Consider the following 24,764-nt stretch of genomic DNA (forward strand, 5'->3'; position numbering starts at 1 on the left):
GTCGAACGCGAGCTCCCGCGAAGCTCGATGGCCGATCCACCCCGGATATCGCCATGAGCCTCGTGACCACAGCATCGCCACTCACCACCGCCGACACCTACACGCCCGCCGCTGATGGCGACGCCCCGCCTGCCGTGTGCGGCGAGCTCGTCATCAATCTACCGATGCGCCACGCCGGCCAACGCGAGCTGCGCCTGCGCTACGAACTGGTTGGCGCGGAGCAGGCGCCGGTGGTGTTCGTGGCGGGCGGAATTTCGGCCCATCGCCATCTCGCTGCCAGCGCGGTATTTCCCGAGAAAGGTTGGGTGGAGGGGCTGGTCGGTGCCGGCCGCGCGCTGGACCCGGCGTCGCGCCGACTGTTGGCCTTCGATTTTCTCGGTGCAGACGGCAGCCTGGATGCGCCGATCGACACCGCCGACCAGGCCGATGCAATCGCCGCACTGCTGGATGCGCTGGGCATCGCGCGCCTGCACGGCTTTGTCGGTTATTCCTACGGCGCCCTGGTCGGCCTGCAATTCGCCACCCGGCATGCGGCGCGGCTGCACACGCTGGTTGCGGTGAGTGGTGCCCATCGGGCTCATCCGTATGCCGCCGCATGGCGTGCCCTGCAGCGGCGCGCGGTGGCGCTTGGCCAGTTGCAATGCGCCGAGCACCACGGGCTCGCCCTGGCACGCCAGTTCGCGATGCTGAGCTACCGCACCCCGGAAGAATTCAGCGAGCGCTTCGATGCGCCGCCGGAAGTGATCAATGGCCGCGTGCGCGTGGCCGCCGAAGACTATCTGGATGCCGCTGGCGCCCAATACGTGGCGCGCACGCCGGTGAACGCCTATCTGCGCCTGTCCGAGTCCATCGACCTGCACCGCATCGACCCGGCCGCGGTCGCCGTGCCCACGGTGGTGGTCGCGGTGGAAGGCGACCGCCTGGTGCCGCTGGCCGATCTGGTCAGCCTGGTCGAAGGGCTGGGCCAGCGCGGCAGTTTGCGCGTGCTGCGCTCGCCCTACGGCCACGACGCCTTCCTCAAAGAAATCGATCGCATCGACGCGATCCTCACCACTGCCCTTCGCACGACCGGAGAAACCGCATGAGCTTTCGTGACCCTGCCGACGCGCCCTGTAGCGCTGCCACCGCCGCCGTCCGTGCCGGAATCGACCGGGACACCGCCTACGGCGCGGTGACGCCGCCGATCGTGCTGTCGTCGAACTTCTCCTTCGACGGCTTCGGCAACAAGCGCCAATACGACTACACCCGCAGCGGCAACCCCACCCGCGACCTGCTCGGCGAAGCCCTGGCCGAACTGGAAGGCGGCGCCGGCGGAGTGATCACCTCCACCGGCATGGGTGCGATCAACCTGGTGCTCAACGCCTTGCTGCAGCCTGGCGACACCCTGGTGGTGCCGCACGATGCCTACGGCGGCAGCTGGCGGTTGTTCAACGCGCTGGCCAAGAAGGGCCATTTCGCCCTGATCACCGCCGACCTCACCGACCCGCGCTCGCTGGCCGATGCATTGGCGCAGTCGCCCAAGCTGGTACTGATCGAAACCCCGTCCAACCCGTTGCTGCGCATCACCGATCTGCGCTTTGTCATCGAGGCCGCGCACAAGGTGGGCGCGCTGACCGTGGTGGACAACACCTTCCTGTCGCCGGCGCTGCAAAAGCCGCTGGAATTTGGCGCCGATCTGGTGCTGCATTCGACCACCAAGTACGTCAACGGCCACAGCGATGTGGTGGGCGGCGCGGTGATCGCGCGTGATGCGGAGCTGCATCAACAGCTGGTGTGGTGGGCCAACGCCCTGGGCCTGACCGGTTCGCCGTTCGATGCGTTCCTGACCTTGCGCGGGCTGCGCACGCTCGATGCCCGCCTGCGCGTGCATCAGGAAAACGCCGATGCGATCGCGGTGCTGCTGGACGAACACGCGGCAGTGAACCAGGTGTATTTCCCCGGGCTGGCATCGCATCCTGGCCATGCGTTGGCGGCACGCCAGCAGAAGGGCTTCGGCGCGATGATCAGCTTCGAGCTCAATGGCGGTGAGGCGGCGGTGCGTGCGTTCGTCGACGGGCTGCGTTATTTCACCCTGGCCGAATCGCTGGGCGGCGTGGAAAGCCTGATCGCGCATCCGGCCTCGATGACGCATGCGGCGATGACCGCCGAAGCGCGCGCTGCGGCCGGTATTTCCGATGGCTTGTTGCGGCTGTCGGTGGGCATTGAATCCGCTGAGGATCTGCTGATCGATCTGCGCGCCGGCCTGGCACGTGCGGAAGCCGCGTTGAGTGCGGTCGCGCGCAAACAGGTCGACGCGTGAGCGCCGTGCTGCCTGTCTCGCGCCGTTCGCCGGTGGCTGCCGTGACGCCCACACCGCGACTCGCCCTGTTGGGTACCGGCAAGGTGGGGCGTGCCTTCGTGACGCGCTACACCGCCTTGCAGCAACGTCAGTTGCGCCTGCCGCGCTTTGACTGGCTGGCCAACTCGCGCATTGCGCACGATTGCGGTGCCGGCGCGGAGCAGGCATTGCAGCTGGCCAACGCGGCGCCGCGTGGCCGTGCGGAGCTGCAGCCGTGGGCAGAAACCACTGCGCTGCGCGCCGGCGATGTGCTGGTGGATGCCACCGCCAGCGACGTGGTGGCGGATTGGCACGTGGAATGGCTGACCCGCGGCGTGCATGTAGTGACCGCCAACAAGCTGGGCCAGGGCACGGCACTGTCGCGTGCGCAGGACCTGTATGCCGCGCGTCACGCCAGCGGCGCGTATTACGGCGACAGTGCCACCGTGGGTGCTGGGTTGCCCTTGCTCAGCAGCGTGCGTGCACTGGTGGCCGGCGGCGACCAGATTCATTCGATCGAAGGGGTGTTGTCGGGGTCGTTGGCATGGCTATTCCATCGCTACGATGGCAGTACGCCGTTCTCGGCGTGCGTCCGCGAGGCGATGGCGGCCGGCTACACCGAGCCCGATCCGCGCATCGATCTCTCCGGTGAGGACGTGCGGCGCAAGTTGTTGATCCTGGCGCGTGCGGCCGGGCAACCGCTGGAAGCCGAGCAGGTGCATGTGGAATCGCTGGTGCCTGCCGCGCTGGCGTCCGTGGCGCCGGAGGCGGTGGACGCGCACCTGGAAACGCTCGATGCGCTGGTGCAGACACGTTGGCAGCAGGCCCGTGCCGCCGGCCGCTGCCTGCGGTTCGTCGGCCGCGTAGACGGGCATGGGGCAAGCGTGGGCTTGCGCGAATTGGCTTTGGACCACCCGCTGGCGGGCGGCGCGGGCACCGATAACCGTGTCGCCATCAGCAGCGATCGCTACCGCGACCAGCCGCTGTTGATTCAAGGGCCGGGCGCCGGTGCCGAAGTGACCGCGGCGGCGTTGCTGGACGATGTGTTGCGGATCGTTGCTGGCTGAGGTTGCGGTGCTTCGCACCCGACGCCTTGTTGGTGCTGTCGCGTGCGAAGCATGCTGCGGTTCGGCCCGTGCGGTGTCGCCTCTGCGCTGTCGGCTCCTGCGGTGCGTGCGAGCTGGGGCAGCGCGTAGGTGACCGCATGCAGCCCCGTGGAATGCTTCCGACAGAATTGGAATTGCGCGCTAAACCACGTGTTCCCAATCGGCGTTAGGCGCGTGGTGATCGCGCACGCGCCTGGTACTAGCGGCGCGCATGTCCGGACACGCGCGCCGCAACTGGCTAGCGGGAAATCGCCTTCAATAATTCAGCATTGAAGCGCACCGGATCCTGCACCTGTGGCGAATGTCCCAGGTCGGCGAATTCGACCAGCGTGGCATTCGGAATGGCCTCGGCGGCGCGTTTGCCCAGCTTGGTGTAGTCACCCACGCGCGCCTTCACCGCTGGCGGTGCGGTGTCCTTGCCGATGGCAGTACGGTCCTTGAGCCCGATGAACAGCGTGGTTGGCACGGCGAGCTTGGGCAGCTCATAGACCACCGGCTGATTGAACACCATGTCGTAGGTCAGCGCCTGATTCCAGGCCACGGCCTGTTTGCCGTTGCCCAGCGACATGCCGGCCTGCATGCGCGCCCAGCGCTCGAATTCCGGCTTCCATTGGCCAGCGTAGTACACGTCCATCTGGTACTTCTTGATGCGCTCGAAGCTGATCTTCAGCTCGTTGTCGTACCAGGCATCCACGCTGCGCCACGGAATGCCTTCGGCCTTCCAGTCTTCCAGCCCGATCGGGTCGACCAGCGCGAGGTGCTCGGTCGCTTGCGGGTACATCAGTGCATAGCGGATCGCGAGCATGCCGCCCATCGAGTGCCCAACCACCACGGCGCGCTGGAGACCGAGCTTCTGCAGCAGGGCATGCGTGTTGTCGGCGAGCTGTGCGAACGAGAACTGATAGGCGGCCGGTTTGCTGGATTTGCAAAAGCCCACCTGGTCCGGCGCGATCACGCGGTAGCCGGCCTTGCTCAGTGCGGCGATGGTTTGCTCCCAGGTGGCGGCGCAGAAATTCTTGCCGTGCAGCAGCACGGCGGTGCGCCCGTTGGCTTTGCCCGTTGGCGCAACATCCAGGTACGCCATCTCCAGCGCCTGCTGTTGCGACGTAAAGGCGTAAGTTTTCACTGGATAGGGGTAATCGAAGCCTTCCAGGCGAGGGCCGTAACTGGCCTCCTGGGCCATCAGCGGGCCGCAGGCCAGCGCCAGGGCGAGAGAGCAGGCAAGGTGTCGCATCGCGATCTCCAGGTGAGCAATGCCGCAAGGCTACACAGCGCGCTGTGGTGAGCGCGTACAGCACGTGGCGGCCGCTACTGAGCGCCACTCAACGCTTGCGCTGTACAAGGGCGTCGCGCCTGTACCTGGATCGAACTGTCGAGCAACGGTTTGGTTGGCAGCTAGCGTCGCGCTGACCATCGCGATTTGACGCGCGCTTGTCAGAACAGGCGAGTGGAGAAATAAAAGAAGAATCGCAGACGCGTGCGAGGGCAACACGGTGCCACGCGCACCACGCGGGCGATTGCGATCAACGTATCAACGGCGCGCCGCGGTGCCGTACGGCCGCTGCTTGGAACAAGCGCAGCGTCCGCGCGTAGTACTGTCATGTTGTCCAACCGGTCACCGCTTGCGTCCAGCAAATGATGGCCGGTCTTGTGTCACGCACGCACTAAGAGCAGCGATCAAAACGACTGCGCAGCCGCCAGGCGGGCGCGGCCGGTGCTCGGAATCGGCATGTACCCCCCACGTACACTCCGGTTCCTCAGCGCCGTCCGCACCCACCTGACGACTGCTCGCTACGTTTTGTTAGCCGCTCTAAACCACGCACTGGCTCAGCATTCGATGACATTCACCGCCAGCCCGCCACGGCTGGTTTCCTTGTACTTGTCCTGCATGTCACGGCCGGTGTCGCGCATGGTCTTGATGACCTTGTCCAGTGACACCTTGTGCTTGCCGTCGCCACGCATGGCCATGCGGCTGGCGTTGATGGCTTTCACTGCCCCCATCGCGTTGCGTTCGATGCAGGGGATCTGCACCAGCCCGCCGATCGGGTCGCAGGTCAGGCCGAGGTTGTGCTCCATGCCGATTTCCGCTGCATTCTCGATCTGCCCGGGGTTGCCGCCGAGCGCGGCGACCAGGCCGCCGGCGGCCATCGAGCAGGCCACGCCCACTTCGCCCTGGCAGCCCACTTCAGCGCCGGAAATCGAGGCGTTTTCCTTGTACAGGATGCCGATTGCCGCTGCGGTGAGCAGGAAGTCGAAAATGCGTTGTTCCGAAGCGCCCGGGCAAAAACGATCGAAGTAATGCAGCACCGAGGGAATGATGCCGGCTGCACCGTTGGTGGGCGCGGTGACCACGCGGCCGCCTGCGGCATTTTCTTCGTTGACGGCGAGTGCGTAGAGGTTGACCCAGTCCAGCGTGGTCAACGGGTCGCGCATCGCCGCTTCGGGCTTGGAGGAGAGCTCGCGGTACAGCGCAGGCGCACGGCGCGAGACGTTCAGGCCGCCGGGCAGGGTGCCTTCTTCGCGAATGCCGCGTGCCACGCACGACTGCATGGCATTCCACAGCTCCCGCAGGCCGGCGCGGATCTCGTCTTCGCTGCGCCAGCTCTTTTCGTTCTCGAACATCAGTTGCGCAATGCTCAGGCCGCTGCGCGCGCACTGTGCCAGCAGCTCGTCGCCGCTGAGGAACGGGTAGGGCAACGGAGTCTCGTCGGCCACGATGCGGTCGTCGGCGGCGTCGTCCTGGTTGACCACGAAACCGCCGCCCACCGAGTAGTAATCGCGCGTGGCGATCACCGCTTCGGTTGCATCGTAGGCGGTAAAGCGCATGCCGTTGGTGTGGTAAGGCAGCTTCTGCCGCTTGTTCATCGGCAGGTCGCGCTTTTCGTCGAAGCTGATTGCGTGCTGGCCCATCAGGTTGATGCGCTTGCTGCTGCGGATGCGCTCGAGCGTGGCGGGGATGACATCCGGGTCGATCAGGTTCGGGCGATGCCCTTCCAGCCCGAGCAGTACCGCCTTGTCGGTGCCATGGCCGCGCCCGGTCAACGCCAGCGAGCCGAAGACTTCGGCGCGCAGACGTGTCACCTCCTGCAAGCGGCCGGTATCTAGCAACCAGCGGTGGACGAAGCGCTCGGCGGCGCGCATCGGCCCCACGGTATGCGAGGAACTCGGACCGATACCGATCTTGAACAGGTCGAACGTACTGACAGCCATGCGTGCCGGAGAGGTGAGCAAGAAGCCCGCTATTCTAAGCGCTTGGCGATTGCAGCACGGCTGCAGCGCAGCATGAGACCCCGCATGGCCCTGACCCTTTACCAGCGCGACGACTGCCACCTCTGCGACCAGGCCGTGGAAGTGCTGGCCCAGGCGCGCGCAGGCGCGTTCTTCAGCGTGTTCATCGACGACGATGCGGCGCTAGAGTCCGCTTATGGTCTGCGTGTGCCGGTCTTGCGCGACCCGGTAGGGCGGGAGCTGGACTGGCCATTCGATGCGCCACGTCTGCGCGCCTGGCTGGACGCTGCACCCCATGCATGAGACATAAAAAAACGGCGGACCCGACGAGGTAGTCCGCCGTTCAGTGGCCGCGTCCTGGTGCGGCCAGTGGCGCGTCACTTCGCCTTGAACACCACCTTGGTGCTGATTGCCGTTTCGTTGGGAATGGTCTTGGTATCGGTCCAGTCGCCGCCGCCCACGCCGAAGTCCAGGCGCTTGACGGTGGCCTTGCCGGCCAGCACCGGCTGCGCGCCGGGCGTCCAGGTGAAGGTCAGCGTGACTGGCTTGCTGACACCGCGCAGCTCCAGGGTGCCGTCGGCGGCGTACTGGTTGCCGCCCAGCGCGCGGAATTTCTCGGCGTGGTAGCGCGCGGTGGCGAACTTGGCCACGTTGAAGAAGTCCGGCCCCTGCAGGGTGGAATCGCGGTCGCCGTTGCCGCTCTTGGCACCGGCCAGCGGGATGCGCACATCGAGCTTGGCGCCGGCCAGGTTGGCGGGATCGAAGCTCAGCGTGGTGTCGAAGCCCGGGAAGGTGCCGGTGAACACTTCGCCGTCGTACTTACTGGCGAACACCAGCGAAGAGCCGGGCGCCTGGACATAGTCGGCGGCCAGCACCGGGGCGGCGGCGAAGGTGGCGACCAGTGCAGACGCAACCAGCAGGGGGGAGGCAAACAGCCTGGAAGACATGCGACATCCTTTACGGTTTGGGGGAGAGCCAGCCACGCGGCAGCATGCGCGTCAGCGTGGCATCGCGTTGGAAGAGATGGTGGTAAAGCGCGGCGCCGGCATGCGCCAGGACCACGGCAATCAACAGCCAGAAGCCCCATTCGTGCACGGCGTGCGACACCGCGCGCAGCTGCTCGTCCGGTGCGCTGAGCTTGGGCACGTTGAACAGGCCGAACCAGCGGAACGGGCGCAGCCCGCTGGTGGAGTCGTACAGCCACCCGGACAGCGGCATCGCAAAGATCATCGCGTACAGCAGCCAGTGGGTGAACCCGGCGATGCGTTCCTGCCAGCTTGGCGTGCCCGGCACCGGTGGCGGGGCGCCGGCATATAGCCGCCAGCCCAGGCGGGCGATGACCAGGGCCAGCACGGTCAGGCCCACGGATTTGTGCGCGGTGTAGACCCAGAAATACTTGGGGGTCTTGGGCAGCTCGCCCATGGTCAGGCCCACGATGCCCAGCACCAGGATCAGCAGCGCGATCAACCAGTGCAGGGTCTGGCTGACGCCGCCCCAGCGCTCGACATTCTTCAGGCTCATCGGCCGCTCTCCGTATCGGTGGTCGCTGGCGCGGGTTGCTCCGGCGCGGCGGGGTCGGTGGTCTTGCTGCCATCGTCGTCGCTGTCGGCGCGGCCTTCGCGGACGGCCTCGGCTTCGATGCGCAGCTCGACGGTGTCGCCGATCATCGACTTCCAGGCATCCACGCCGAACGCGGCGCGGCTGAGCGTGGCCGTGGCCGAGAAGCCGGCGGTGCGGCGGAATGGCGGTAACGGATGCCGCTTGAGCGCGTTGAGGGTGACGTCCAGCGTGACCGGCCGGGTGACCCCGTGCAGAGTGAGGTTGCCGGTGACCTTGGCGTGGGTCGCATCGCTGGCCTCGACCTTGGTGGAGACGAAATGCGCGTCAGGAAAGCGCTCGGCGTCGAGTAGGTTGCGTGCCAGGGTGGCCTCGTTCCATTTCGCATCGCCTAGGTCCGCGCGGCGCAGCGGCACGGTGACCTCGAGCGTTGCCGCCGCCCAGTCGTCCGGGTCGAACACCAGGGTGCCGCTGCTGCCGGACACGGTGCCCAACGCCTTGGAAAACCCGGCATGTTCCACCGCGAACAGCACCCGGGTGTGGACCGGATCCAGCGCGTAGCGCACCGGCGCGGCGGTGGCGGCGAGGCTGGTCAGGACCAGGGCAGGGAAGGCCAGCAGGCGGGCGAGAGGCGTCATGGGCGGATTCTAGACACATCCCGGCAGCGCGCGCTTGGCTTGCGTTCGCAACGATCCGTTGCGAGCATGCGGGCTGGACGTGGAAAGGATGCCCACATGCGTTTGCTGTTGTTCGTCGTGCTTGCTGTCCTGGCAGGGGTTCCTGCGTTGGCAGAGGTGCCGGCCATTCCGAGGTTCCGCATCGTGGGCCCGGCCGATGGGCTGCCGTCGACCATGATCACCGCCATTGCGCAGGATCGCGCCGGTTATTTGTGGATGACCACCGGCGACGGGTTGATCCGCTACGACGGCGCCGGGTTCAAGGTGTGGCGCAACGACCCAGCCGACCCACGCTCGCTAAGAAGCAATCTGCTGCAGGCGATCTATATCGACGCACAGGATCGCATCTGGCTGGCGCTGGGCGGAGCCGGTGTGGCGATGTTGAGCGCCGATCGCGCCACCTTGACCGCTTACCTCCCTGAGAAGGTGCCGGAGTTGTCGTTTGGTGACGTCTACGCGATTGCAGGGCGCGGCGACGAAATCTGGTTCGGCATGTCCACCGGCAACGTGCTGCGCCTGGATGCAAAGGGGACGTTCACCTCGCTCGATCTGGCCAAGATGGACGACCCGCTGGCGCCCAGCGCGGTGTACGCGCTGGCGCTGGATGATCGCGACCGGATGTGGATCGGCACGCTCGGCGGCCTGGCGTATCACGATGGTCTGGCCGCGCACCGCGTGCACCCGGATGGCGACGACAGTGGCATCAATGCGCTGCAGTGGGTGGGGCAACGGTTGTGGGCCGCCACCGACACCGGATTGCGTTACATGGATCCCTCCGGCGTCTGGCACACACCGTCGTGGGCGCCGATGTTTGCGGCGGGCAACCGAGTGTGGACCGTTGCCGACGCAGGCGATGGCGAGTTCTGGCTAGGGACCGAGCAAGGTCTCTGGCATACACGGCCCGGGCAGCCACCGGTCCCCGTCAACAATGGTGATTCCCCGTTGGTGTCCAACCGGCACGTCACTACCATCTGGCGCAGCCCGCATGGCGGCATCTGGGTGCCGCTGCATGGGCGTGGTCTGGCCTATCTGCGTGAAGACTGGCGTCGTACTGCGGCCTTCAAACAGGTCAACGATCAGGGCAAGGGGCTGTCCTGCAGTCTTGCACCGGCAGCGCGATCCGGCGGGCTATGGCAGTTCGATGGCAACGGGCGTCTGCTGCGCTACGACACATCATCCGGCGCCCTGATTCAGACCGGCATCCAGGCTGCGGATCTGGGCACGATGCAGATCACCACCGCGCTGGAAGACAGCCGCGGCAAGCTCTGGTTGGCCAGCGGTGAATATGGATTGTCGCGCCTGGACCTGCGCACCGGCGCGCTGGAGCACTTCAGCGACGAAGGCCCGGCCGAAGCGGCACTGTGGATCGGTGAACCGGGCGACGGCACGGTGTGGGCCGCTTACGAGCAAGTCATCCAGCAGCGCGATCTGGCCACCGGACGCCTGTTGGAGACGATCAATCAACAGCATCCGCATGGGCTGACGGAAGTGGTGTCGCCGCAGATCCGCAAGGGGCCGGATGGGCGGATGTGGTTGAGCGCCTTCGGCGGCATGTATGCGTGGCAGGCCGCAACGCGGCGCTTCGTCTCGGTGCCAGGGCTGAAGACGGACGAGACGCTTCAGGCCTTCGTGGTCGAAGATGCAACGCACCTGTGGCTGTATCGCGCAGGCAGTCTTGAGCGTTGGTCCAGTGATGGCGAAGTCTGGAAACGGGAACGCCGCATCCGTTCTGCCGAGGGTTTTCCGGCGATGGACGCCTACGGGCTGGAACGCGATGGCGCCGGCCGGCTCTGGATGTCCGGGCCTCGCGGCCTGTGGCGCATCGATCCGCGCACGCCGCAGGCACGCATCCGCAGCTTCGGCGTGCGCGACGGATTGACCAGTCTGGAGTTCAGCCACCGCTGTCTGATGATGGCCCGTAACGGTGTACTCGTCGGCGGAACGGCCGATGGCTACACGGTGCTGATCGACACGCAGGCGCCGGACGTGCCCTCGTTCACCCCGGCAATGCGCCTGGAAACGGTCAGCGTGCAGCTTGCCGATCGGCGCCGCATGCTGCCGATCAGCGGTGGTTTTTCGCTCTCGCCAGATGATCGCCAATTGCGCATCAACATGCGGCTACTGTCGTTCGTGGACCCTATGGCCAACCGGTATCGCACCCGCCTCAGTGGCTTCGACACCGGCTGGGTGGATCACGATGCCAGCGGGATGCGCGAATTCTCGTCCTTGCCACCTGGCGACTACGTGCTGGAAATGCAGGGGATCGACCCGTTGGGTAACGCCTCCAAGGTGCAGACGCTTGAATTCATCGTCAATCCGCCCTGGTGGCGCAGCCGTCTCGGCATCGCCGTGATGGTCTTGGTCGGCATGATGTTGGGTGTCTTGCTCGCCGCCGCTTATCGCCGGCGCGTGCGTATGCGTGCGCAATGGCAACTGGCGCAGCACAAGCGTGAGCTCGCCGAACAGGCCTCGCAGGCCAAGACACGTTTTCTGGCGACGCTTGGGCATGAAGTGCGCACCCCCATGACCGGTGTGCTGGGCATGAGCGAGTTGTTGCTGCAAACGCCGTTGGATGGGCGCCAGCAGGGCTATGCCAGTGCGATCCAGTCGGCGGGCAAGCACTTGCTGCGGCTGGTCAACGATGCGCTGGATCTGGCGCGTATCGAGGCGGGCAAGCTGGCATTGGACGATCGCGATTTCGATCTGCGTCAGTTGATCCGGCAGGTGGTCGACCTGGTGCGGCCCAGTGCCGAACAGAAGCAGCTTGCGTTCGAGTGCCACCTGGATGAGAGCCTGCCGCGCGCGCTGCATGGCGATGCGAACCGTGTCCAGCAGATCCTGCTCAACCTGTTGTTCAACGCGGTCAAGTTCACCGAGCGCGGGCAGGTGCGTCTGCGCGTGTTGCCCCTGCAGGCGGGCGGCGGCGGTATCCGCGTGGAGGTCAGTGACACCGGGCCGGGCATGAGTGAAGAGCAGCGTGGGCGGCTGTTCCAGCGCTTCGAACAGGCCGAAGGAGGGCGCACGACCACGCGGCATGGCGGCAGCGGGCTGGGCTTGGCGATCTGTCGCGAGCTGGCAGCGGCGATGGGCGGGTCGGTGGGCGTCAGTAGCGCGTTGGGGCAGGGCGCCTGTTTCGTGGTGGAGCTGCCGCTGCGCTGGGTGAGCACGCCGGCGCCTTCGACTACCGTGGTGACGCGTGCGGTTCCGCCGGTGCACCAGGCGCCGCTGCAGTTGTTGCTGGTCGAAGACGACGTGACCGTGGCGCAGGTGATTGTTGGCCTGCTGCAGGGGCGCGGGCATCACGTCACGCACGTGTTGCATGGCCTGGCGGCATTGGCCGAGGTGAGCGCGCGCAGCTTCGACGCGGGCCTGTGCGACCTGGACCTGCCGGGGCTCGATGGCGCGGCGCTGGTGGCGCAGCTGCGCGCACGCGGCGTGCGCTTCCCGATCGTGGCGGTGACCGCGCGCGCCGATGCCGATGCCGAGCCCCAGGCGTTGGCCGCCGGATGCAATGGGTTCTTGCGCAAGCCGCTCACCGGTGACCTCCTGGCACAGGCCTTGGCCCAGGTCCTGGCCGATGATGCGATGGACAAGGCGCCGCCGGAGACGCCGGTCTGAGTCCTGAACGCCAGCGTGCGGGTACAGTGCGACTGGCGGATGGCATTGGGGAATGCAGGGACGATGGGGATCACAGTGCAGTTGCGGAAACATGCCAGCTGGGTGCTGGCGGCGGTGCTGCTGCTGATGGGCGCGAGTGCGCTGGCGGCAGAACAGATCGAAACACCACGCATGCGCCGGTTCGGTCCGGGCGATGGCTTGCCCTCGCGCATGGTGCTGGCTTTGGCACAGGACCGGCAGGGGTATGTCTGGGCCGCGACCAGCGATGGGCTGGCGCGCTATGACGGCATCGGCTTGCAGGTGTGGCAGCACGACCCACTGAGCGCGCGCTCGATCCCCGGCAACGAAGTGGAAACGCTGTTGGTCGATGACCGCGACAGGGTTTGGCTGGGCATCAATGGCTCGCCGCTGGCCATGTTCGATGCCGAGCGCGAGGGCTTTGTCAGCTTTCCCGCCGTCAGCAACGCCTGCGCCGGTCAGGTATGGGCGCTGGCACAGGCGCAGGGCGCACTCTGGATCGGAACCAGCAACGGTGGCCTGTGCCGGCGCGAAGAAGATGGCCGGCTCACGGTGTTCCGTGCCACGCCCGATGCGCCGGACGGGCTGCCCAGCGACACCATCATGAGCATGCTGACCGACGCACGCGGCCGGTTGTGGATCGGCACCGGCAGCGGGCTGGTGATGCGCGATGGCGAGCGTTTCGTGCGCATTGCACCCGAGCGCCTGAGTGCCACGGTCTTCAAGCTCAGCAAGGATCCGGATGGCACGTTGTGGGTGGGCAGCAGCAAGGGCCAGTACCGGGTCACGCCCGCTGGCGTGCTGGAGCCTGCGCCGTGGAAGGGCGCGGAGAACGTGCGCGCCGGGACCGTGGTGCACGACGTCCACGGGGGCTACTGGGTCGCTGCCGCCGATGGGTTCTTTCGCGTGGCCCCCGGAGAGACCGCGTTGCGGGTCATGGACGGTGACCGTGGCAGCGGGTTTCTCACCGCAGAAAGTGGCGTGCTTGATCTGCTGCAGGATCGCCAGGGCGGGCTGTGGCTGGGGCTGATTTCACAGGGCCTGGCGTATCTGCCGCCGGACTGGCAACGCTTTTCCACCATCTTGCAGACCCAGGGCAAACCGCTGGAAAGCCTGTACCTGGTCAATGCCGCTGCCGATGGCGACAGCTTTCTGGTGACAACCGGCGACGGGGTGTATCGGCTTGGTGCGCAGGGTGACGTGGTGCCGGTGGTGCACAGCGCGGCGCTGGGCGGGGACACCGTGCAATCGGTCTTGCCCAACGCCGACGGTAGCCTGTGGATTGCGCTGCGGGATGACGTCACCCACTACGTCCCTGCGACTGGCAAAAAGCGCCGGCTTGGGCTGCAAGTTGACCAGGACAAGAGCCAGCGACCGGAGTTGATGGCGCGCGGGATCGATGGCGAGTTCTGGCTGTCGATTGTGGGAGGTGGCGTGCAACGGCGTGCCGCAGACGGGCGCCTGCTGGCGGAGTTCCGCTTCGGGACCGATCTCAGCGAACCCGGCGGCATGGTGCAGCAGCTCACCATCCGGCCAGACGGCTCGGCCTGGGTAGCGGCTGGCGATGACCTGTGGGTCTGGCAGGGCGAGCGCTTCCGCCGGGTGATCGACGATGCCGAGCACGAGGTCTATGCACTGGCATTCGTGTCGCCACGCGAGTTCTGGGCCGGGCGCCCCGGGGCGCTGGAGCGATATGGCTGGGATGGCCACAAGGCCACGCTGCTTGAGCGCGTGGGCCATGCGCAGGGGATGCCGGCCACCGAGATCCGTGGCCTGGCGCTAGGGGGCACTGACACGGTGTGGGCCACCACCTCGCGTGGCTTGTTCGCCTACCGACGCGGCCAACCGCAGGTGCGCATGTTCGGTCAACGCGACGGCCTGCCGGACAGCGAATTTTCGATGCGTCCGCCAGTGACCGGCCCCAGCGGGCAGGTGTTGGCGCTGACCACCAGCGGCATCGTGTTGTTCGATCCCACGCGGCCGTTCGCCCCGGTGCCGCAGGCGCAGTTGGTGATCCAGTCGGTACAGGTACGCCGCAACGATGCCGAACGCCCGCAGCAGGTGCCACACAAGCGGCCGATCGTGCTGCAGGCCCGTGACCGCGACCTGCGCATCAGCGCACGGCTGCTGTCGTTCGTGGATCCGGGGCTTGCCCGTTATCGCTATCGCGTGGACGGCTACGACGAGCGTTGGGTGGAGCAGGGCGCAACCGGCGAGCGTGTCATCTCGCGGTTGCCGCCGGGCGACTACCAGGTGCAGGTACAGGCACGCGCAGGCACCGGCGACTGGGTCGCCGCACCAGCGTTGACGCTGCAGGTGCAGCCACCGTGGTGGCTGAGTCCGGCGGCGCAGATGGTCGCGGCGGCGGTGTGCCTGTTGCTGTTCGGCCTGGGTGTGTGGGCGTGGCGGCGGCGGGTGCGGCGTCAGCAGGAATGGGTGCTGGCGCGGCAGCGTCAGCAGCTTGCCGAGCAGGCATCGATTGCCAAGTCGAATTTCCTGGCAACGTTGGGGCATGAAGTGCGCACGCCCATGACCGGCGTGCTGGGCATGAGCGAGTTGCTGCTGGCCACGCCGCTGGACGCAAAACAGCGCAGCCACGTCGATGCGATCCGCAAGGCGGGTGCGCATCTGCTGCGGCTGGTCAACGACGCGCTGGATCTGGCGCGCATCGAGGCCGGCAAGCTGGAACTGGTGCAACAGCCGTTCGAACCGTCGCAGCTGACCCAGGAACTGGCCGATTTCATGCATCCCATCGTCGAGGCACGCGGCCTGCGCTTTCACTATCGCAACCAGTTGCCCGCCGCGCTGGTGGTGGTGGGCGATGCCACGCGCGTGCGTCAGATCCTGATCAACCTGCTCGGCAATGCGATCAAGTTCGCCGAGCGCGGCGAGGTGGGGCTCACCGTCAGCCAGCAGGGCGACTGCCTGCGTTTCAAGGTGCGCGATTCCGGGCCGGGCATCGGGCCGGAGCAACAAAAACGCCTGTTCCAACGCTTCGAACAGGGCGAGGGCGCGCGCACCAATGCGCGCTACGGGGGCAGCGGATTAGGCCTGGCCATTTCGCAGGAACTCACCGTGGCGATGAAGGGCAAGATCCGCGTGCGCAGCCGGCTCGGGGTCGGCACCCAGTTCACCGTGGATCTGCCGTTGCCGATCGACCGCTCGCCCCTGCGTCCGGTTGCCGGCGAGGCGCGCACGCCAGCTGGCGCACCGCTGCGCATCCTGCTGGTGGAAGACGACCCCACTGTGGCCGAGGTGATCAGCGGCCTGTTGGCCGGGCGCGGCCATCGGGTGGTGCATGCCGCACACGGTTTGGCGGCCTTGTCCGAAGCGGTCGACGGCAAGTTCGATGTGGCGCTGCTGGACCTGGATCTGCCCGGGCTGGATGGCTTTGCGCTGGCGGCGCAACTGCGTCGGCTCGGGCACACATTCCCACTGCTGGCGGTGACCGCACGCGCCGATGGCGACGCACAAACCCAGGCACAGGCCGCCGGATTCGATGGGTTCCTGCGCAAGCCGGTCACTGCCGACATGCTGGTCGAGGCGATCGCCGCCGTGCAGGCTGTGGCACGCGAGCGTGACCGGGCAACGCCGCTGCTTGGGTGACTTGGCGACTTCTGTCACTGGTGATCTTCTACTGCGACCGGATGCAAGACTCGGCGTAGCGCTGGTCAACGCGGCGCCGAGCGGGCGTGCAGTGCTTCGATTCGCCCAGCAGTGCGTGGCGACGATCGCGCCTGGCAGTAGTTGATCCTGAGTGGCGGTAGAGCTGCCACTCGACAAGGACCGACTTGATGCGTCCCGCGTCGGTAACGACATGCGCGCTGCTTCGCCGCGGGCTGCCACACGCTGCCGGCCTGATCCGGGCAAGCCGGTTGACGCTACTAGCGCAACGCTATGCGTTGCTACTAGCGCAACGCTCTGCGTTCGCAAGTACAGATGCCTCGCTGCGGCTGTTCGGGAAGACACTGCACGCATGCAGCCGATGGCCCAGCGGAGCAGTGCGGTGCCCAACCCGTCGCGGATTGCCAGCGTGAACGCTTGAGGTTGCTCGCGCTTGCCGGCGCAGCGCGTGGCCCGCACTATGCGGCGACTTGTCGTGAAACGTGTCCAGTGCGCCTTTTTCCGTCCGTTCTCCATTGGGTTGTCGCCTTATTGTTGCTGAGCCTGTGCGTGACCGTGTCACCGGCACTGGCCACGCGTGCGCCGGTGATGCCGGTGCCCAATCAGGTCACGGTTGCAGACGGGTTGCCATCGGACGTCATTGGTGAGCTGGCCGAAGACAAGCAGGGCTACCTATGGCTGGCCAGCGACGACGGGCTGGCCCGCTTCGATGGGCGTAATTACCGCATCTGGCGGATGGAAGAAGGCCTGACCGGTAACGCGATCTGGACCATCTGCGTCGATCAGGACAACCGGGTCTGGATGGGCTTTGAAAATGGCGGTGCCGGGTTTCTCGAAGCCAAGACACGCACTTTCAAGCCCCTGGAGAATGCGCAGTTCCCCGAATTGCGCCAGATCACGGTGTGGTCGCTGGCGCAGACCCAGAACGGCGACATCTGGCTCGGCACTGCAGCGAACGGGCTGTATCGCCGCCGCCCCGATGGCAGCATGCAGCAGTTCTTGAATGTGCCCGGCGACTCGGCCAGCCTGCCCGCCGACGCGGTGAACGCACTCCGCGTGGCGCCCAACGGGACGCTGTGGATTGCAACCCCGGGCGGGCTGGTGCGCTGGGACGGCAAGCAGTTCACGCGTGTGGCGCTGCCGGGAAGCAGTCAGACGGTGGGCCGGCTGCGTCTGGAGCGCGATGGCAATACGTTGTGGGTGACCGATGGAGCAGGCGAGCTGTTTCGCCTGGATGCCGAGGGGCGTTTCAGTCCCCATCCGTGGCAAAACATGCCCGCGAACCAGCGTGTCTACAACGTCTTGTTGCGCGATCGTCGTGGGCGCTATTGGCTCGATACCAACGCCGGCATGGCGCTGTCTGAGACCGGCACCGACGTGGTCCGCGTGCCGATCTACAGTTTCACTGCCCACAGTTTGGTAAATCGCAACTGGATCGACTCCTACGAAGATCGGGAAGGCGGGCTGTGGTTTGCCGCGCTGGAAGGTGGCCTGTGGCACCTGCTGCCGCATTGGGACACTTTTGCGGTGTTGGCGCATCGCCCCAAGGAGCCTCACTCGCTGGCCAATACGTCCGTTCTGGCGACTGTCGCCTCGGCCTCGGGCGGGGTGTGGCTGGTCGGCAGCAAAGGTGTGCTGGAACGGCTCGACCCTGCCACCGGCCGTTTGCAGACGCATCTGGAGCACATCGACCCGCTGCATCCGCCCGACTCGGTCTTCGAGGACACACGTGGGGTGGTCTGGATTGGCGTCGAAGGCACGCTGGTGCGCTACGACCCGCGGACCCGGCAGGTCAAACGGTTGCCCATCCGTGCAGATGTGGCACCTGATGCCGAGGGGGCCGCCGATCGCCCCCTGTGGATGGCAGAGGATGGGCAGGGGCAGCTGTGGGTGTCGGTGCTCGAATACGGCCTGCAGCTGCGCGATGCACAGGGCAGCCTGGTGCGGACCATCGTCAACGGCACGCATGGGCTGGAGCCGCTGACCATTCTGGACATCGGCACCGGCCCGGACGGCCAGGTCTGGCTGTCCAATAACGCCGGTCTGCGGCGCTGGGACCCGCGTGCGGATCGGTTTGTGCCGGTTCCCGGTGCGCCGTCCCAGGCCACCTATGTGTTTCGGTTCGCCGAAGGCGGCGTGGTCTGGCTGGGCGTGGTCGGCGAAATACGCCGGTATCTGTGGGATGGCACCCAGCTCAAGCTGCTGGACAGCATCGGCAAGGACCAGGAATTCCCGATGGTGGCGCCCAACGGGTTGGTGGTCCATGCCGGTGGGGTGGCCTGGGTGTCGAGCCAGCGTGGGCTGATCCGGATCGACCCCGGCAGCAAATTGGTGCGCGTGTACGGTGTGCACGACGGGCTGCCTAATCCGCTGATGATCAACCGGACACTGGTGCAGGCCACTGGCGGGCAGATTGTCGGTGCGGCGCCGGATGGGGTGGTGGTGTTCGATCCCACCGCGATGCATCCCAATACCCGCAGGCCACCACTGCTCATCGAGCGCGTTGGGGTACGGCGTGGCGAGCGTGGTCTCGACATCACCGGGCAGGAGCCGCTCACCATTCTTGACGACGACCGCGACCTGCACATCGTGGCGCGCATGCCCACCTTTACGCATCCGGATTCGTCCAGTTACCGCTTCCGTCTCAGTGGCTACGACCCGGACTGGATCGATGTCGGCCCCAGCGGCGAGCGCCTGTTCTCGCGCCTGCCACCGGGCGACTACACGCTGGAAGTGCAGGGCCGCACTGCCGACGGCATCTGGTCGGCCAGCCAGACGCTGACGTTCCAGGTGCTGCCGCCGTGGTGGCGTAGTCCGTGGGGGCTGGTGCTGCTCACCCTGCTGGCGCTGTGTGTCGTAGTGGCAGCGGTGCTGCTGTATCGCCGCCGCCTGCGTCGCCTCAACGCCTGGCAGCTGGCCGTGCACAAGCAGGAGCTGGCCGAGCAGGCGTCGCTGGCCAAGACACGCTTCCTGGCTACGCTCGGCCATGAGGTCCGCACGCCGATGACCGGTGTGCTGGGCATGAGCGAGCTGTTGCTGAAGACGCAGCTGGACCACAAGCAGCGCAGCTACACCGAATCGATCCGGCGCGCCGGATCGCATCTGTTGCGGCTGGTCAACGATGCGCTGGATCTGGCGCGCATCGAGTCCGGTCGCCTGGAGCTGGATCTGCAGCCGTTCTCGGTGCGCCAGCTGGTGGCCGAAGTGGAAGCGCTGATGGCGCCGCTGGCGCAGGAGCGCGGGCTGCGTTTCAGCCTGGAAGTCGGCCTGCTTGGCGACATTACCGCAAGCGGTGACTCCACCCGTATTCGCCAGATCCTGCTCAACCTGCTCAGCAACGCGATCAAGTTCACCGAGCGCGGCGTGGTCGGGCTCAAGCTCAGTACGCTCGGTTCCTACCAGGGGCTGCGCTTCGAGGTGGCCGATACCGGGCCGGGCATCAATGCCGACCAGAAGGCGCGCCTGTTCCAGCGCTTCGAGCAGGGCGATGGCGCCAAGACCACCTCGCGCTACGGCGGCAGCGGCCTGGGCCTGGCCATCTGCCAGGAGCTGGCGATGGCGATGGGCGGGCATATCGAAGTGATCAGCCGCCTGGGCGCAGGCACGCGCTTCGTCGTCGACCTGCCGCTGCGCTGGGTCGCGTCCAATGCCGTGCTGGCCGGCGAGGTGGCACGCGACAGCGCGAACGTGGCGCCCTTGCGCATCCTGCTGGTGGAAGACGAACCCACCATCGCCGAGGTCATCGTGGGCCTGCTGCGCGCGCAAGGGCATTCGGTGGTGCACGCACCGCACGGGTTGGCCGCCCTCACCGAGGCCGCGGATAACGCATTCGATCTGGCACTGCTGGATCTGGATCTGCCGGGGCTGGACGGGTTCGCACTGGCGCGGCAGTTGCGCGTCTTCGGCTATGACATGCCGCTGATCGCGGTGACCGCACGCTCCGACGAAGCCGCCGAACCCATGGCGCAGCAGGCAGGCTTCGACAGTTTCCTGCGCAAACCGCTCACCGGCGACATGCTGGCCGATACGATTGCCGAGGCATTGCGGCGAGTGCGTCCGCGCGAGGAGTTGTAGCGCGGGCTTGGTGCGCGGAGTGGAGCAAAGCGGCTTTGGTATTTCCTGCGCCAGCCCGTCAACGGCGACATGCTGGTCGGTACGCGTGCTGACACATTAGGCGTGTGCGACCGTGCAAGGAGTCTGAGCCTGGCGCGCGAGGTGGAACAGGCGACTTGGAATTGTCCTGAGCACGCCGCTCACTGGCGATACGCTGGAACGCATTGCGATGTTTGCACCGCGAACGGCGTTTTTAGCGCGGCTATGGCGGGTGATGCAGAGATTGCCTTCGGCGCCGCAGGGCATGCCGTGCATGAGAAAAGCGGGAGCAACGTTCGCTTGTCCAAGTGCTGAAGCAGCATGCCGCCTGCATCCGTTGCCGGTGCGTTTCGGCTGGGGAGCGTGGCCGGCTATGCATTAGGAGGTGAGGCGTAAGTGCACGTGTCCGCGATGCCACGCGCATCAACGCGGCAGCGTGACTGATAGTCGGCGGCGTGACGGCGGTATGCGCAAATGCGCCGAAATTGTGGGCTTCTACTGCAGTCACGTAACTGCCGTAACGAGAACCGCACGCGCATGTCGCAGCGGCAATCAACTGCCATCAGCGCGGCACCACCCGCATCACCCAAGCCTGCTCACTCGGCAACTTCCTCCACTTGCTTGGGATGCGGCAGCGTTTCGGCGAGCTGCCAGAAGATCAGCGTCGAAGACAAGGTGATCGCGCCGACGCACAGGAAGGTGGTGTGCAACGCCGCAGTAGCGCCGTGGCTGTCGCCAAGATGCGTGTTGAACGCCGCCAGCAAGCTACCTGCCGCTGCCGCGCCGAACCCGGTAGCCAGCATCATCACCATCGACAGCAGGCTGTTGCCAGGGCTGGCCTGGTCGCGATCCAGATCGCGCAGGGTTACCGTGTTCATGACGGTAAATTGCAGTGAGTTCACTGCGCCGAAGCAGGCCAGCTGCAGCACCCGTAGCCACAGCGGCTGGCCCGCACTGATCAGCGCGAAGCTGGCCATCGCCAGGCCCACCAGCACGGTGTTGAGCATCAGGATGCGGCGGTAGCCGAAGCGGCCCACCAGCTTCACCGCAGCGCGCTTGGCGGCCATGCCGGCCAGTGCCACCGGCACCATCATCAGCCCGGCATTCATCGGGCTCATGCCCAGACCCACCTGCAGCAGCAGCGGGATCAGGAACGGCATCGAGCCGCTGCCTACGCGCGCGAACAGATTGCCCAGAATGCCGATGCGGTAACTGGCCACCTTGAACAACGCCAAGGGGAACAGCGCCGCCGGCGCGCTGGCCGCATGCAGCCAATAGCCGGCCAGCGCGGCCAGCCCGCCGATCGCCAGCAACATCACGAACGCATGCCGCAGGCCAAGCTCGGCAATGCCGTCCAACGCCAGCGAGAGCGCCACCATGCCGAACGCCAGCATCAGATAGCCGACCAGATCGAAGCGCTTGCGTGCGTCGCCGTAATGGTCCGGCATGATCTTCAGTGCGGCGATGAATCCGATCACGCCGATCGGCAGATTGATCAGAAACACCCAGTGCCAGGAGGCGATCTCCACCAGCCAGCCGCCCAGCGTCGGCCCGATCAGCGGCCCGATCAGCGCCGGGATCGCGATGAAGCTCATCGCCCGCAGGAAGTCGGCGCGCGCCACGGTCTTGAGCACCGCCAGCCGGCCGACCGGCAGCAACATCGCACCGCCAATGCCTTGCACCACGCGTGCAGCCACCAGCTGCGGCAACTGCTGTGCGGCAGCGCACAGCAACGAGCCCAGCGTGAACACGATGATCGCGGCAAGGAAGGTGCGGCGCGTGCCGAAACGGTCGGCGATCCATCCCGAGGCCGGGATGAACATCGCCACCGCCAACGCATAGCTGAAGACCACCGACTGCATCTGCAGCGGGCTCTCGCGCAAGCTGCGCGCCATCGACGGCAGCGCCGTGTTGACGATGGTCGCATCCAGCATCTGCATGAAGATGGCCAGCGACACCAGCCACAACAGCGGCTTGATGGTGGCATAGGCGCGCATGACGGGAACGGGCTGAGACATGGGGGCTCCGTCGAGAGGACGAGGCATTATCCTCGCCGCGCTGTGCAGGAACTCGGAAGGGTGTGCGCATTTGCGGGGCTTTATCGATCGATGGGTTGGTTGTGCTCTCGACTGCGCCGCACCGGGGCCGGTATTCGGTGTCTATCTCCCTGTCTGGTGGGTTCAGCGGTTGCGCAAGGCTGCATTGATCGTCGACTTAACTTGCCGCCGATCACGCAGTGCCGTGCCGTAGCAAACGTTTTGGCGTCTGCGTCGTTGCCTTGCGCTCAACGGTTGCGCAGGGCTTCATTGATCGGCGTCTTGGTTGTGCCGTCCATCGCGGCGGGCAGTCCAGGTGTTCGGCGTCTGCGCCTCAAGCTTGCGTGCTCAATGGTTATGCGGAGCGTGAGCAATCGATGAGTGGGTGGTGCTGTCGATCGCGTGGTGCCGCGCCGACGTTCGGCGTTTGCCAGTGTCTTGGTGTTCCCAACGGTCGTGCGGGGCTGCATCGATTGACGCTTGGTTGTACTGCTGGACACTGCGCCGGGGCCAGGCGTTCGGCGTCCGCGTCGGTGCTTTTTGTGCGCACCTGTGTGAAACGCACGGCAGTATGTTCGCCAGCTTGGTATATGTCAGTAGGCTTGTTTGAGCGCCATTTTCATGGGTTAAGGCGTGGGCTCACCAGTCGCTGTCGCATCGCGCGGACAGCACCCCATCACACGACATCGGTCTTCACCATCGGCCCAGACCGATGTCGTGCACGATCGACAGCAGTGGCTGTCGATCGCTTGCTACTTCACCGCTTGCTCAGCGTCTGCACCGCTTCCACCAGCACGCCAACGTGATCCGGATTCATGTCGGGCGACATGCCGTGGCCGAGGTTGAAGACGTGGCCTTCGCGCGAGCCGCCGTTGCCGTACGCGTAGCTGTCCAGGGTCCTGCCGACTTCGCTGCGGATCGCCTCTGGCGAGCCGTACAGCGTGGCCGGATCCAGGTTGCCCTGCAGGGCGACACGGCCGCCGGCGCGCTCGGCGGCGTCGGCCAGCGAGATCGTCCAGTCCACACCCACCGCTTCGGCGCCGCTGGCCGCCAGCTCGGACACATAGGCGCCATTGCCCTTGCCGAACAGCACCAGCGGGGTGCGCTCTTCACCGCTGCCGCGCTCCAGTTCCTGCGCGATGCGGGTGAGGTAGGGCAACGAGAATTCGCGGTACATCGCCGGCGACAACACGCCGCCCCAGGTATCGAACACCTGCAGCGCCTGCGCACCGGCCGCGCGCTGTGCGGACAGGTAGGCGATCACCGCATCGGTGACGGTGCTGAGCAGGTGGTGCAGCAGCTGCGGCGCGTTGAAGGCCATGGCCTTGATGCGCGCGTATTCCTTGCTGCCGCCGCCTTCGATCATGTAGCAGGCCAGCGTCCACGGGCTTCCGGAGAAGCCGATCAACGGTACCGCGCCATCGAGCTCGCGGCGGATCAAGCGCACCGCGTCCATCACGTAGCGCAGCTCGGTTTCCATGTCCGGCACGCCGAGGCGATGGATGGCGTCGGCATCACGCACCGGGTGGCGGAACTTGGGGCCTTCGCCTTCGACGAAATACAGCTCCAGTCCCATCGCATCGGGGATGGTCAGGATGTCGGAGAACAGGATCGCCGCATCCAGCGGAAAGCGCTCCAGCGGCTGCAGGGTGACTTCGCAGGCGATGTCCGGGTTCTTGGCCATGCCCAGGAAGCTGCCGGCGCGTGCGCGGGTGGCGCGGTATTCCGGCAAATAGCGGCCGGCCTGGCGCATCAGCCAGACGGGGGTGCGGTCCACGGGCTGGCGGCGCAGGGCACGCAACAGACGGTCGTTCTTGAGCATGGAGGTGATTCCTCAGCGCGGCGCGTCGGCGCCGCCGGTGATGACATGGAAGCCGCGTTTGAGCTGGGTGTCGCGGGCTTTTTCGAAGGCCCGGTCCGCCTCGTCCTGCAGCAGGTATTGGTCGCGTCGCAGTTGCGTGCGCCCGCCAATCTGGCCGCTCTCGCGCAGCAGTTCCCAGCCACCGAACAGATCCGGTTGCAGGGTCAGCTGGACGTAGCGAAGCGGCTCGTTGCCGCCCGGATCGTGTTGCAGGAGGATGCGCATGGGCCAATTGTAGCCGGGCGCTGCTGAAGGCTGCGTGGGCTGGGTGCGGGGCGATTGCCATGATCGCGAAGGCCTTGCATGTGGGGGTGGCGGGCGGCTGGCGGATGAGCGGCGGGTTGTCAGCTACAAGGCCAGAGGACGGCGCCGCGTAATGGCAGTGCCTTTGCGAGCGCGTGCAGTGAACGCGCAGCGTCTTGTTGAGTTGTCTGGCAGGCCGGGCAGGGCATGACCCATCAGGTCGATGTTGCTCTGTAGGAGCGCGCTTGCGCGCGAGGGGCGTTACCGGGGAGCCCTATCGCGCGCAAGCGCGCTCCTACGAGTTCCGGGTATCGGCGCTGCGGTTGCGTGCTGCAGATGAGTGACGGCGGCCTAGCGGCCGGCGAGCGCCTTCGTTAGGTGCCTGGG

15 protein-coding genes and 1 other RNA gene are annotated in these 24,764 nt (G+C 66.4%); 8 read left to right on the plus strand and 8 right to left on the minus strand.

Going from position 1 to position 24,764, the window contains the following annotated elements; translation table 11 throughout:
• Window positions 1-53: 53 nt before the first annotated feature.
• From ACD584_RS19840 to ACD584_RS19850, 3 genes are read left to right on the plus strand one after another with little or no spacing between them, the layout of a single operon-like run.
• A complete protein-coding gene (locus ACD584_RS19840) occupies window positions 54-1,085 on the plus strand; it encodes a homoserine O-succinyltransferase (protein WP_076036597.1) in 1,032 nt (343 codons plus the stop codon).
• Entirely contained in the window at window positions 1,082-2,299 is a 1,218-nt protein-coding gene (locus ACD584_RS19845) for an O-succinylhomoserine (thiol)-lyase (RefSeq protein ID WP_070690229.1), read from the plus strand. The genes ACD584_RS19840 and ACD584_RS19845 overlap by 4 nt, the downstream gene beginning before the upstream one ends.
• The gene (locus ACD584_RS19850) at window positions 2,296-3,384 is read left to right on the plus strand and encodes a homoserine dehydrogenase (RefSeq protein WP_175611599.1); all 1,089 of its coding nucleotides are present in this window, start codon (window positions 2,296-2,298) and stop codon (window positions 3,382-3,384) included. The genes ACD584_RS19845 and ACD584_RS19850 overlap by 4 nt, the downstream gene beginning before the upstream one ends.
• A gap of 277 nt (window positions 3,385-3,661) precedes the next feature.
• Here ACD584_RS19850 and ACD584_RS19855 read toward each other — a convergent pair whose 3' ends face one another.
• Window positions 3,662-4,657, minus strand: coding sequence for an alpha/beta fold hydrolase (locus tag ACD584_RS19855; RefSeq protein ID WP_012437747.1), 996 nt, complete (start codon window positions 4,655-4,657; stop codon window positions 3,662-3,664).
• A gap of 495 nt (window positions 4,658-5,152) precedes the next feature.
• Between ACD584_RS19855 and ACD584_RS19860 the strand changes: the two genes are divergently transcribed.
• Window positions 5,153-5,230: non-coding RNA, sX9 sRNA (locus ACD584_RS19860), on the plus strand.
• Between the two features lie 20 nt (window positions 5,231-5,250).
• Here the strand turns inward: ACD584_RS19860 and ACD584_RS19865 are convergent.
• Complete coding sequence (locus ACD584_RS19865; protein WP_040940899.1) at window positions 5,251-6,633, minus strand: L-serine ammonia-lyase; 1,383 nt, start codon at window positions 6,631-6,633, stop codon at window positions 5,251-5,253.
• An 84-nt stretch (window positions 6,634-6,717) separates the two neighbouring features.
• Between ACD584_RS19865 and ACD584_RS19870 the strand changes: the two genes are divergently transcribed.
• A complete protein-coding gene (locus ACD584_RS19870; protein WP_076036598.1) occupies window positions 6,718-6,954 on the plus strand; it encodes a glutaredoxin family protein in 237 nt (78 codons plus the stop codon).
• A 74-nt stretch (window positions 6,955-7,028) separates the two neighbouring features.
• Here ACD584_RS19870 and ACD584_RS19875 read toward each other — a convergent pair whose 3' ends face one another.
• The 3 genes from ACD584_RS19875 to ACD584_RS19885 are packed head-to-tail and all read right to left on the minus strand — an operon-like array spanning window position 7,029 to window position 8,846.
• Window positions 7,029-7,598, minus strand: a complete 570-nt coding sequence (locus ACD584_RS19875) for a YceI family protein (RefSeq protein ID WP_011037976.1) — start codon at window positions 7,596-7,598, stop codon at window positions 7,029-7,031.
• A 10-nt stretch (window positions 7,599-7,608) separates the two neighbouring features.
• Window positions 7,609-8,172 (minus strand): cytochrome b, encoded by a 564-nt coding sequence (locus ACD584_RS19880; protein ID WP_014508516.1) that lies wholly within the window; start codon window positions 8,170-8,172, stop codon window positions 7,609-7,611.
• Window positions 8,169-8,846: a YceI family protein gene (locus tag ACD584_RS19885; RefSeq protein ID WP_076036599.1), complete on the minus strand. Its 678-nt coding sequence runs from the start codon at window positions 8,844-8,846 to the stop codon at window positions 8,169-8,171. The genes ACD584_RS19880 and ACD584_RS19885 overlap by 4 nt, the downstream gene beginning before the upstream one ends.
• A 96-nt stretch (window positions 8,847-8,942) precedes the next feature.
• On the opposite strand from ACD584_RS19885, the gene ACD584_RS19890 reads away from it, so the two are divergent.
• The 3 genes from ACD584_RS19890 (at window position 8,943) to ACD584_RS19900 (ending at window position 20,219) form a co-directional block, all read left to right on the plus strand.
• Window positions 8,943-12,503, plus strand: coding sequence for an ATP-binding protein (locus tag ACD584_RS19890; protein ID WP_076036600.1), 3,561 nt, complete (start codon window positions 8,943-8,945; stop codon window positions 12,501-12,503).
• 63 nt (window positions 12,504-12,566) lie between these two features.
• Window positions 12,567-16,127 (plus strand): ATP-binding protein, encoded by a 3,561-nt coding sequence (locus ACD584_RS19895; RefSeq protein ID WP_175611600.1) that lies wholly within the window; start codon window positions 12,567-12,569, stop codon window positions 16,125-16,127.
• A gap of 606 nt (window positions 16,128-16,733) precedes the next feature.
• A complete protein-coding gene (locus ACD584_RS19900) occupies window positions 16,734-20,219 on the plus strand; it encodes an ATP-binding protein (protein WP_181921312.1) in 3,486 nt (1,161 codons plus the stop codon).
• 614 nt (window positions 20,220-20,833) lie between these two features.
• On the opposite strand, the gene mdtD is transcribed toward ACD584_RS19900, so the two are convergent.
• From mdtD to ACD584_RS19915, 3 genes are all read right to left on the minus strand, one after another.
• Window positions 20,834-22,255: a multidrug transporter subunit MdtD gene (mdtD, locus tag ACD584_RS19905; RefSeq protein ID WP_076036602.1), complete on the minus strand. Its 1,422-nt coding sequence runs from the start codon at window positions 22,253-22,255 to the stop codon at window positions 20,834-20,836.
• A gap of 775 nt (window positions 22,256-23,030) precedes the next feature.
• Window positions 23,031-24,095: a uroporphyrinogen decarboxylase gene (gene hemE, locus ACD584_RS19910; RefSeq protein WP_076036604.1), complete on the minus strand. Its 1,065-nt coding sequence runs from the start codon at window positions 24,093-24,095 to the stop codon at window positions 23,031-23,033.
• Between the two features lie 12 nt (window positions 24,096-24,107).
• Window positions 24,108-24,359, minus strand: a complete 252-nt coding sequence (locus tag ACD584_RS19915) for a WGR domain-containing protein (protein ID WP_011037968.1) — start codon at window positions 24,357-24,359, stop codon at window positions 24,108-24,110.
• Between the last annotated feature and the right edge of the window lie 405 nt (window positions 24,360-24,764).

Origin of the sequence: Xanthomonas sp. NCPPB 2922 (genome assembly GCF_041520885.1) — a bacterium.
GTDB lineage: Bacteria > Pseudomonadota > Gammaproteobacteria > Xanthomonadales > Xanthomonadaceae > Xanthomonas > Xanthomonas campestris.

Coding starts and splice junctions, on each gene's coding strand:
- ACD584_RS19845 (WP_070690229.1), top strand. CDS start 1,082: ATGAGCTTTCGTGACCCTGCCGACGCGCCCTGTAGCGCTGCCACCGCC.
- ACD584_RS19880 (WP_014508516.1), bottom strand. CDS start 8,172: ATGAGCCTGAAGAATGTCGAGCGCTGGGGCGGCGTCAGCCAGACCCTG.
- ACD584_RS19875 (WP_011037976.1), bottom strand. CDS start 7,598: ATGTCTTCCAGGCTGTTTGCCTCCCCCCTGCTGGTTGCGTCTGCACTG.
- hemE (WP_076036604.1), bottom strand. CDS start 24,095: ATGCTCAAGAACGACCGTCTGTTGCGTGCCCTGCGCCGCCAGCCCGTG.
- ACD584_RS19890 (WP_076036600.1), top strand. CDS start 8,943: ATGCGTTTGCTGTTGTTCGTCGTGCTTGCTGTCCTGGCAGGGGTTCCT.
- ACD584_RS19855 (WP_012437747.1), bottom strand. CDS start 4,657: ATGCGACACCTTGCCTGCTCTCTCGCCCTGGCGCTGGCCTGCGGCCCG.
- ACD584_RS19865 (WP_040940899.1), bottom strand. CDS start 6,633: ATGGCTGTCAGTACGTTCGACCTGTTCAAGATCGGTATCGGTCCGAGT.
- ACD584_RS19840 (WP_076036597.1), top strand. CDS start 54: ATGAGCCTCGTGACCACAGCATCGCCACTCACCACCGCCGACACCTAC.
- ACD584_RS19870 (WP_076036598.1), top strand. CDS start 6,718: ATGGCCCTGACCCTTTACCAGCGCGACGACTGCCACCTCTGCGACCAG.
- ACD584_RS19895 (WP_175611600.1), top strand. CDS start 12,567: ATGGGGATCACAGTGCAGTTGCGGAAACATGCCAGCTGGGTGCTGGCG.
- ACD584_RS19885 (WP_076036599.1), bottom strand. CDS start 8,846: ATGACGCCTCTCGCCCGCCTGCTGGCCTTCCCTGCCCTGGTCCTGACC.
- mdtD (WP_076036602.1), bottom strand. CDS start 22,255: ATGTCTCAGCCCGTTCCCGTCATGCGCGCCTATGCCACCATCAAGCCG.
- ACD584_RS19900 (WP_181921312.1), top strand. CDS start 16,734: ATGCCGGTGCCCAATCAGGTCACGGTTGCAGACGGGTTGCCATCGGAC.
- ACD584_RS19915 (WP_011037968.1), bottom strand. CDS start 24,359: ATGCGCATCCTCCTGCAACACGATCCGGGCGGCAACGAGCCGCTTCGC.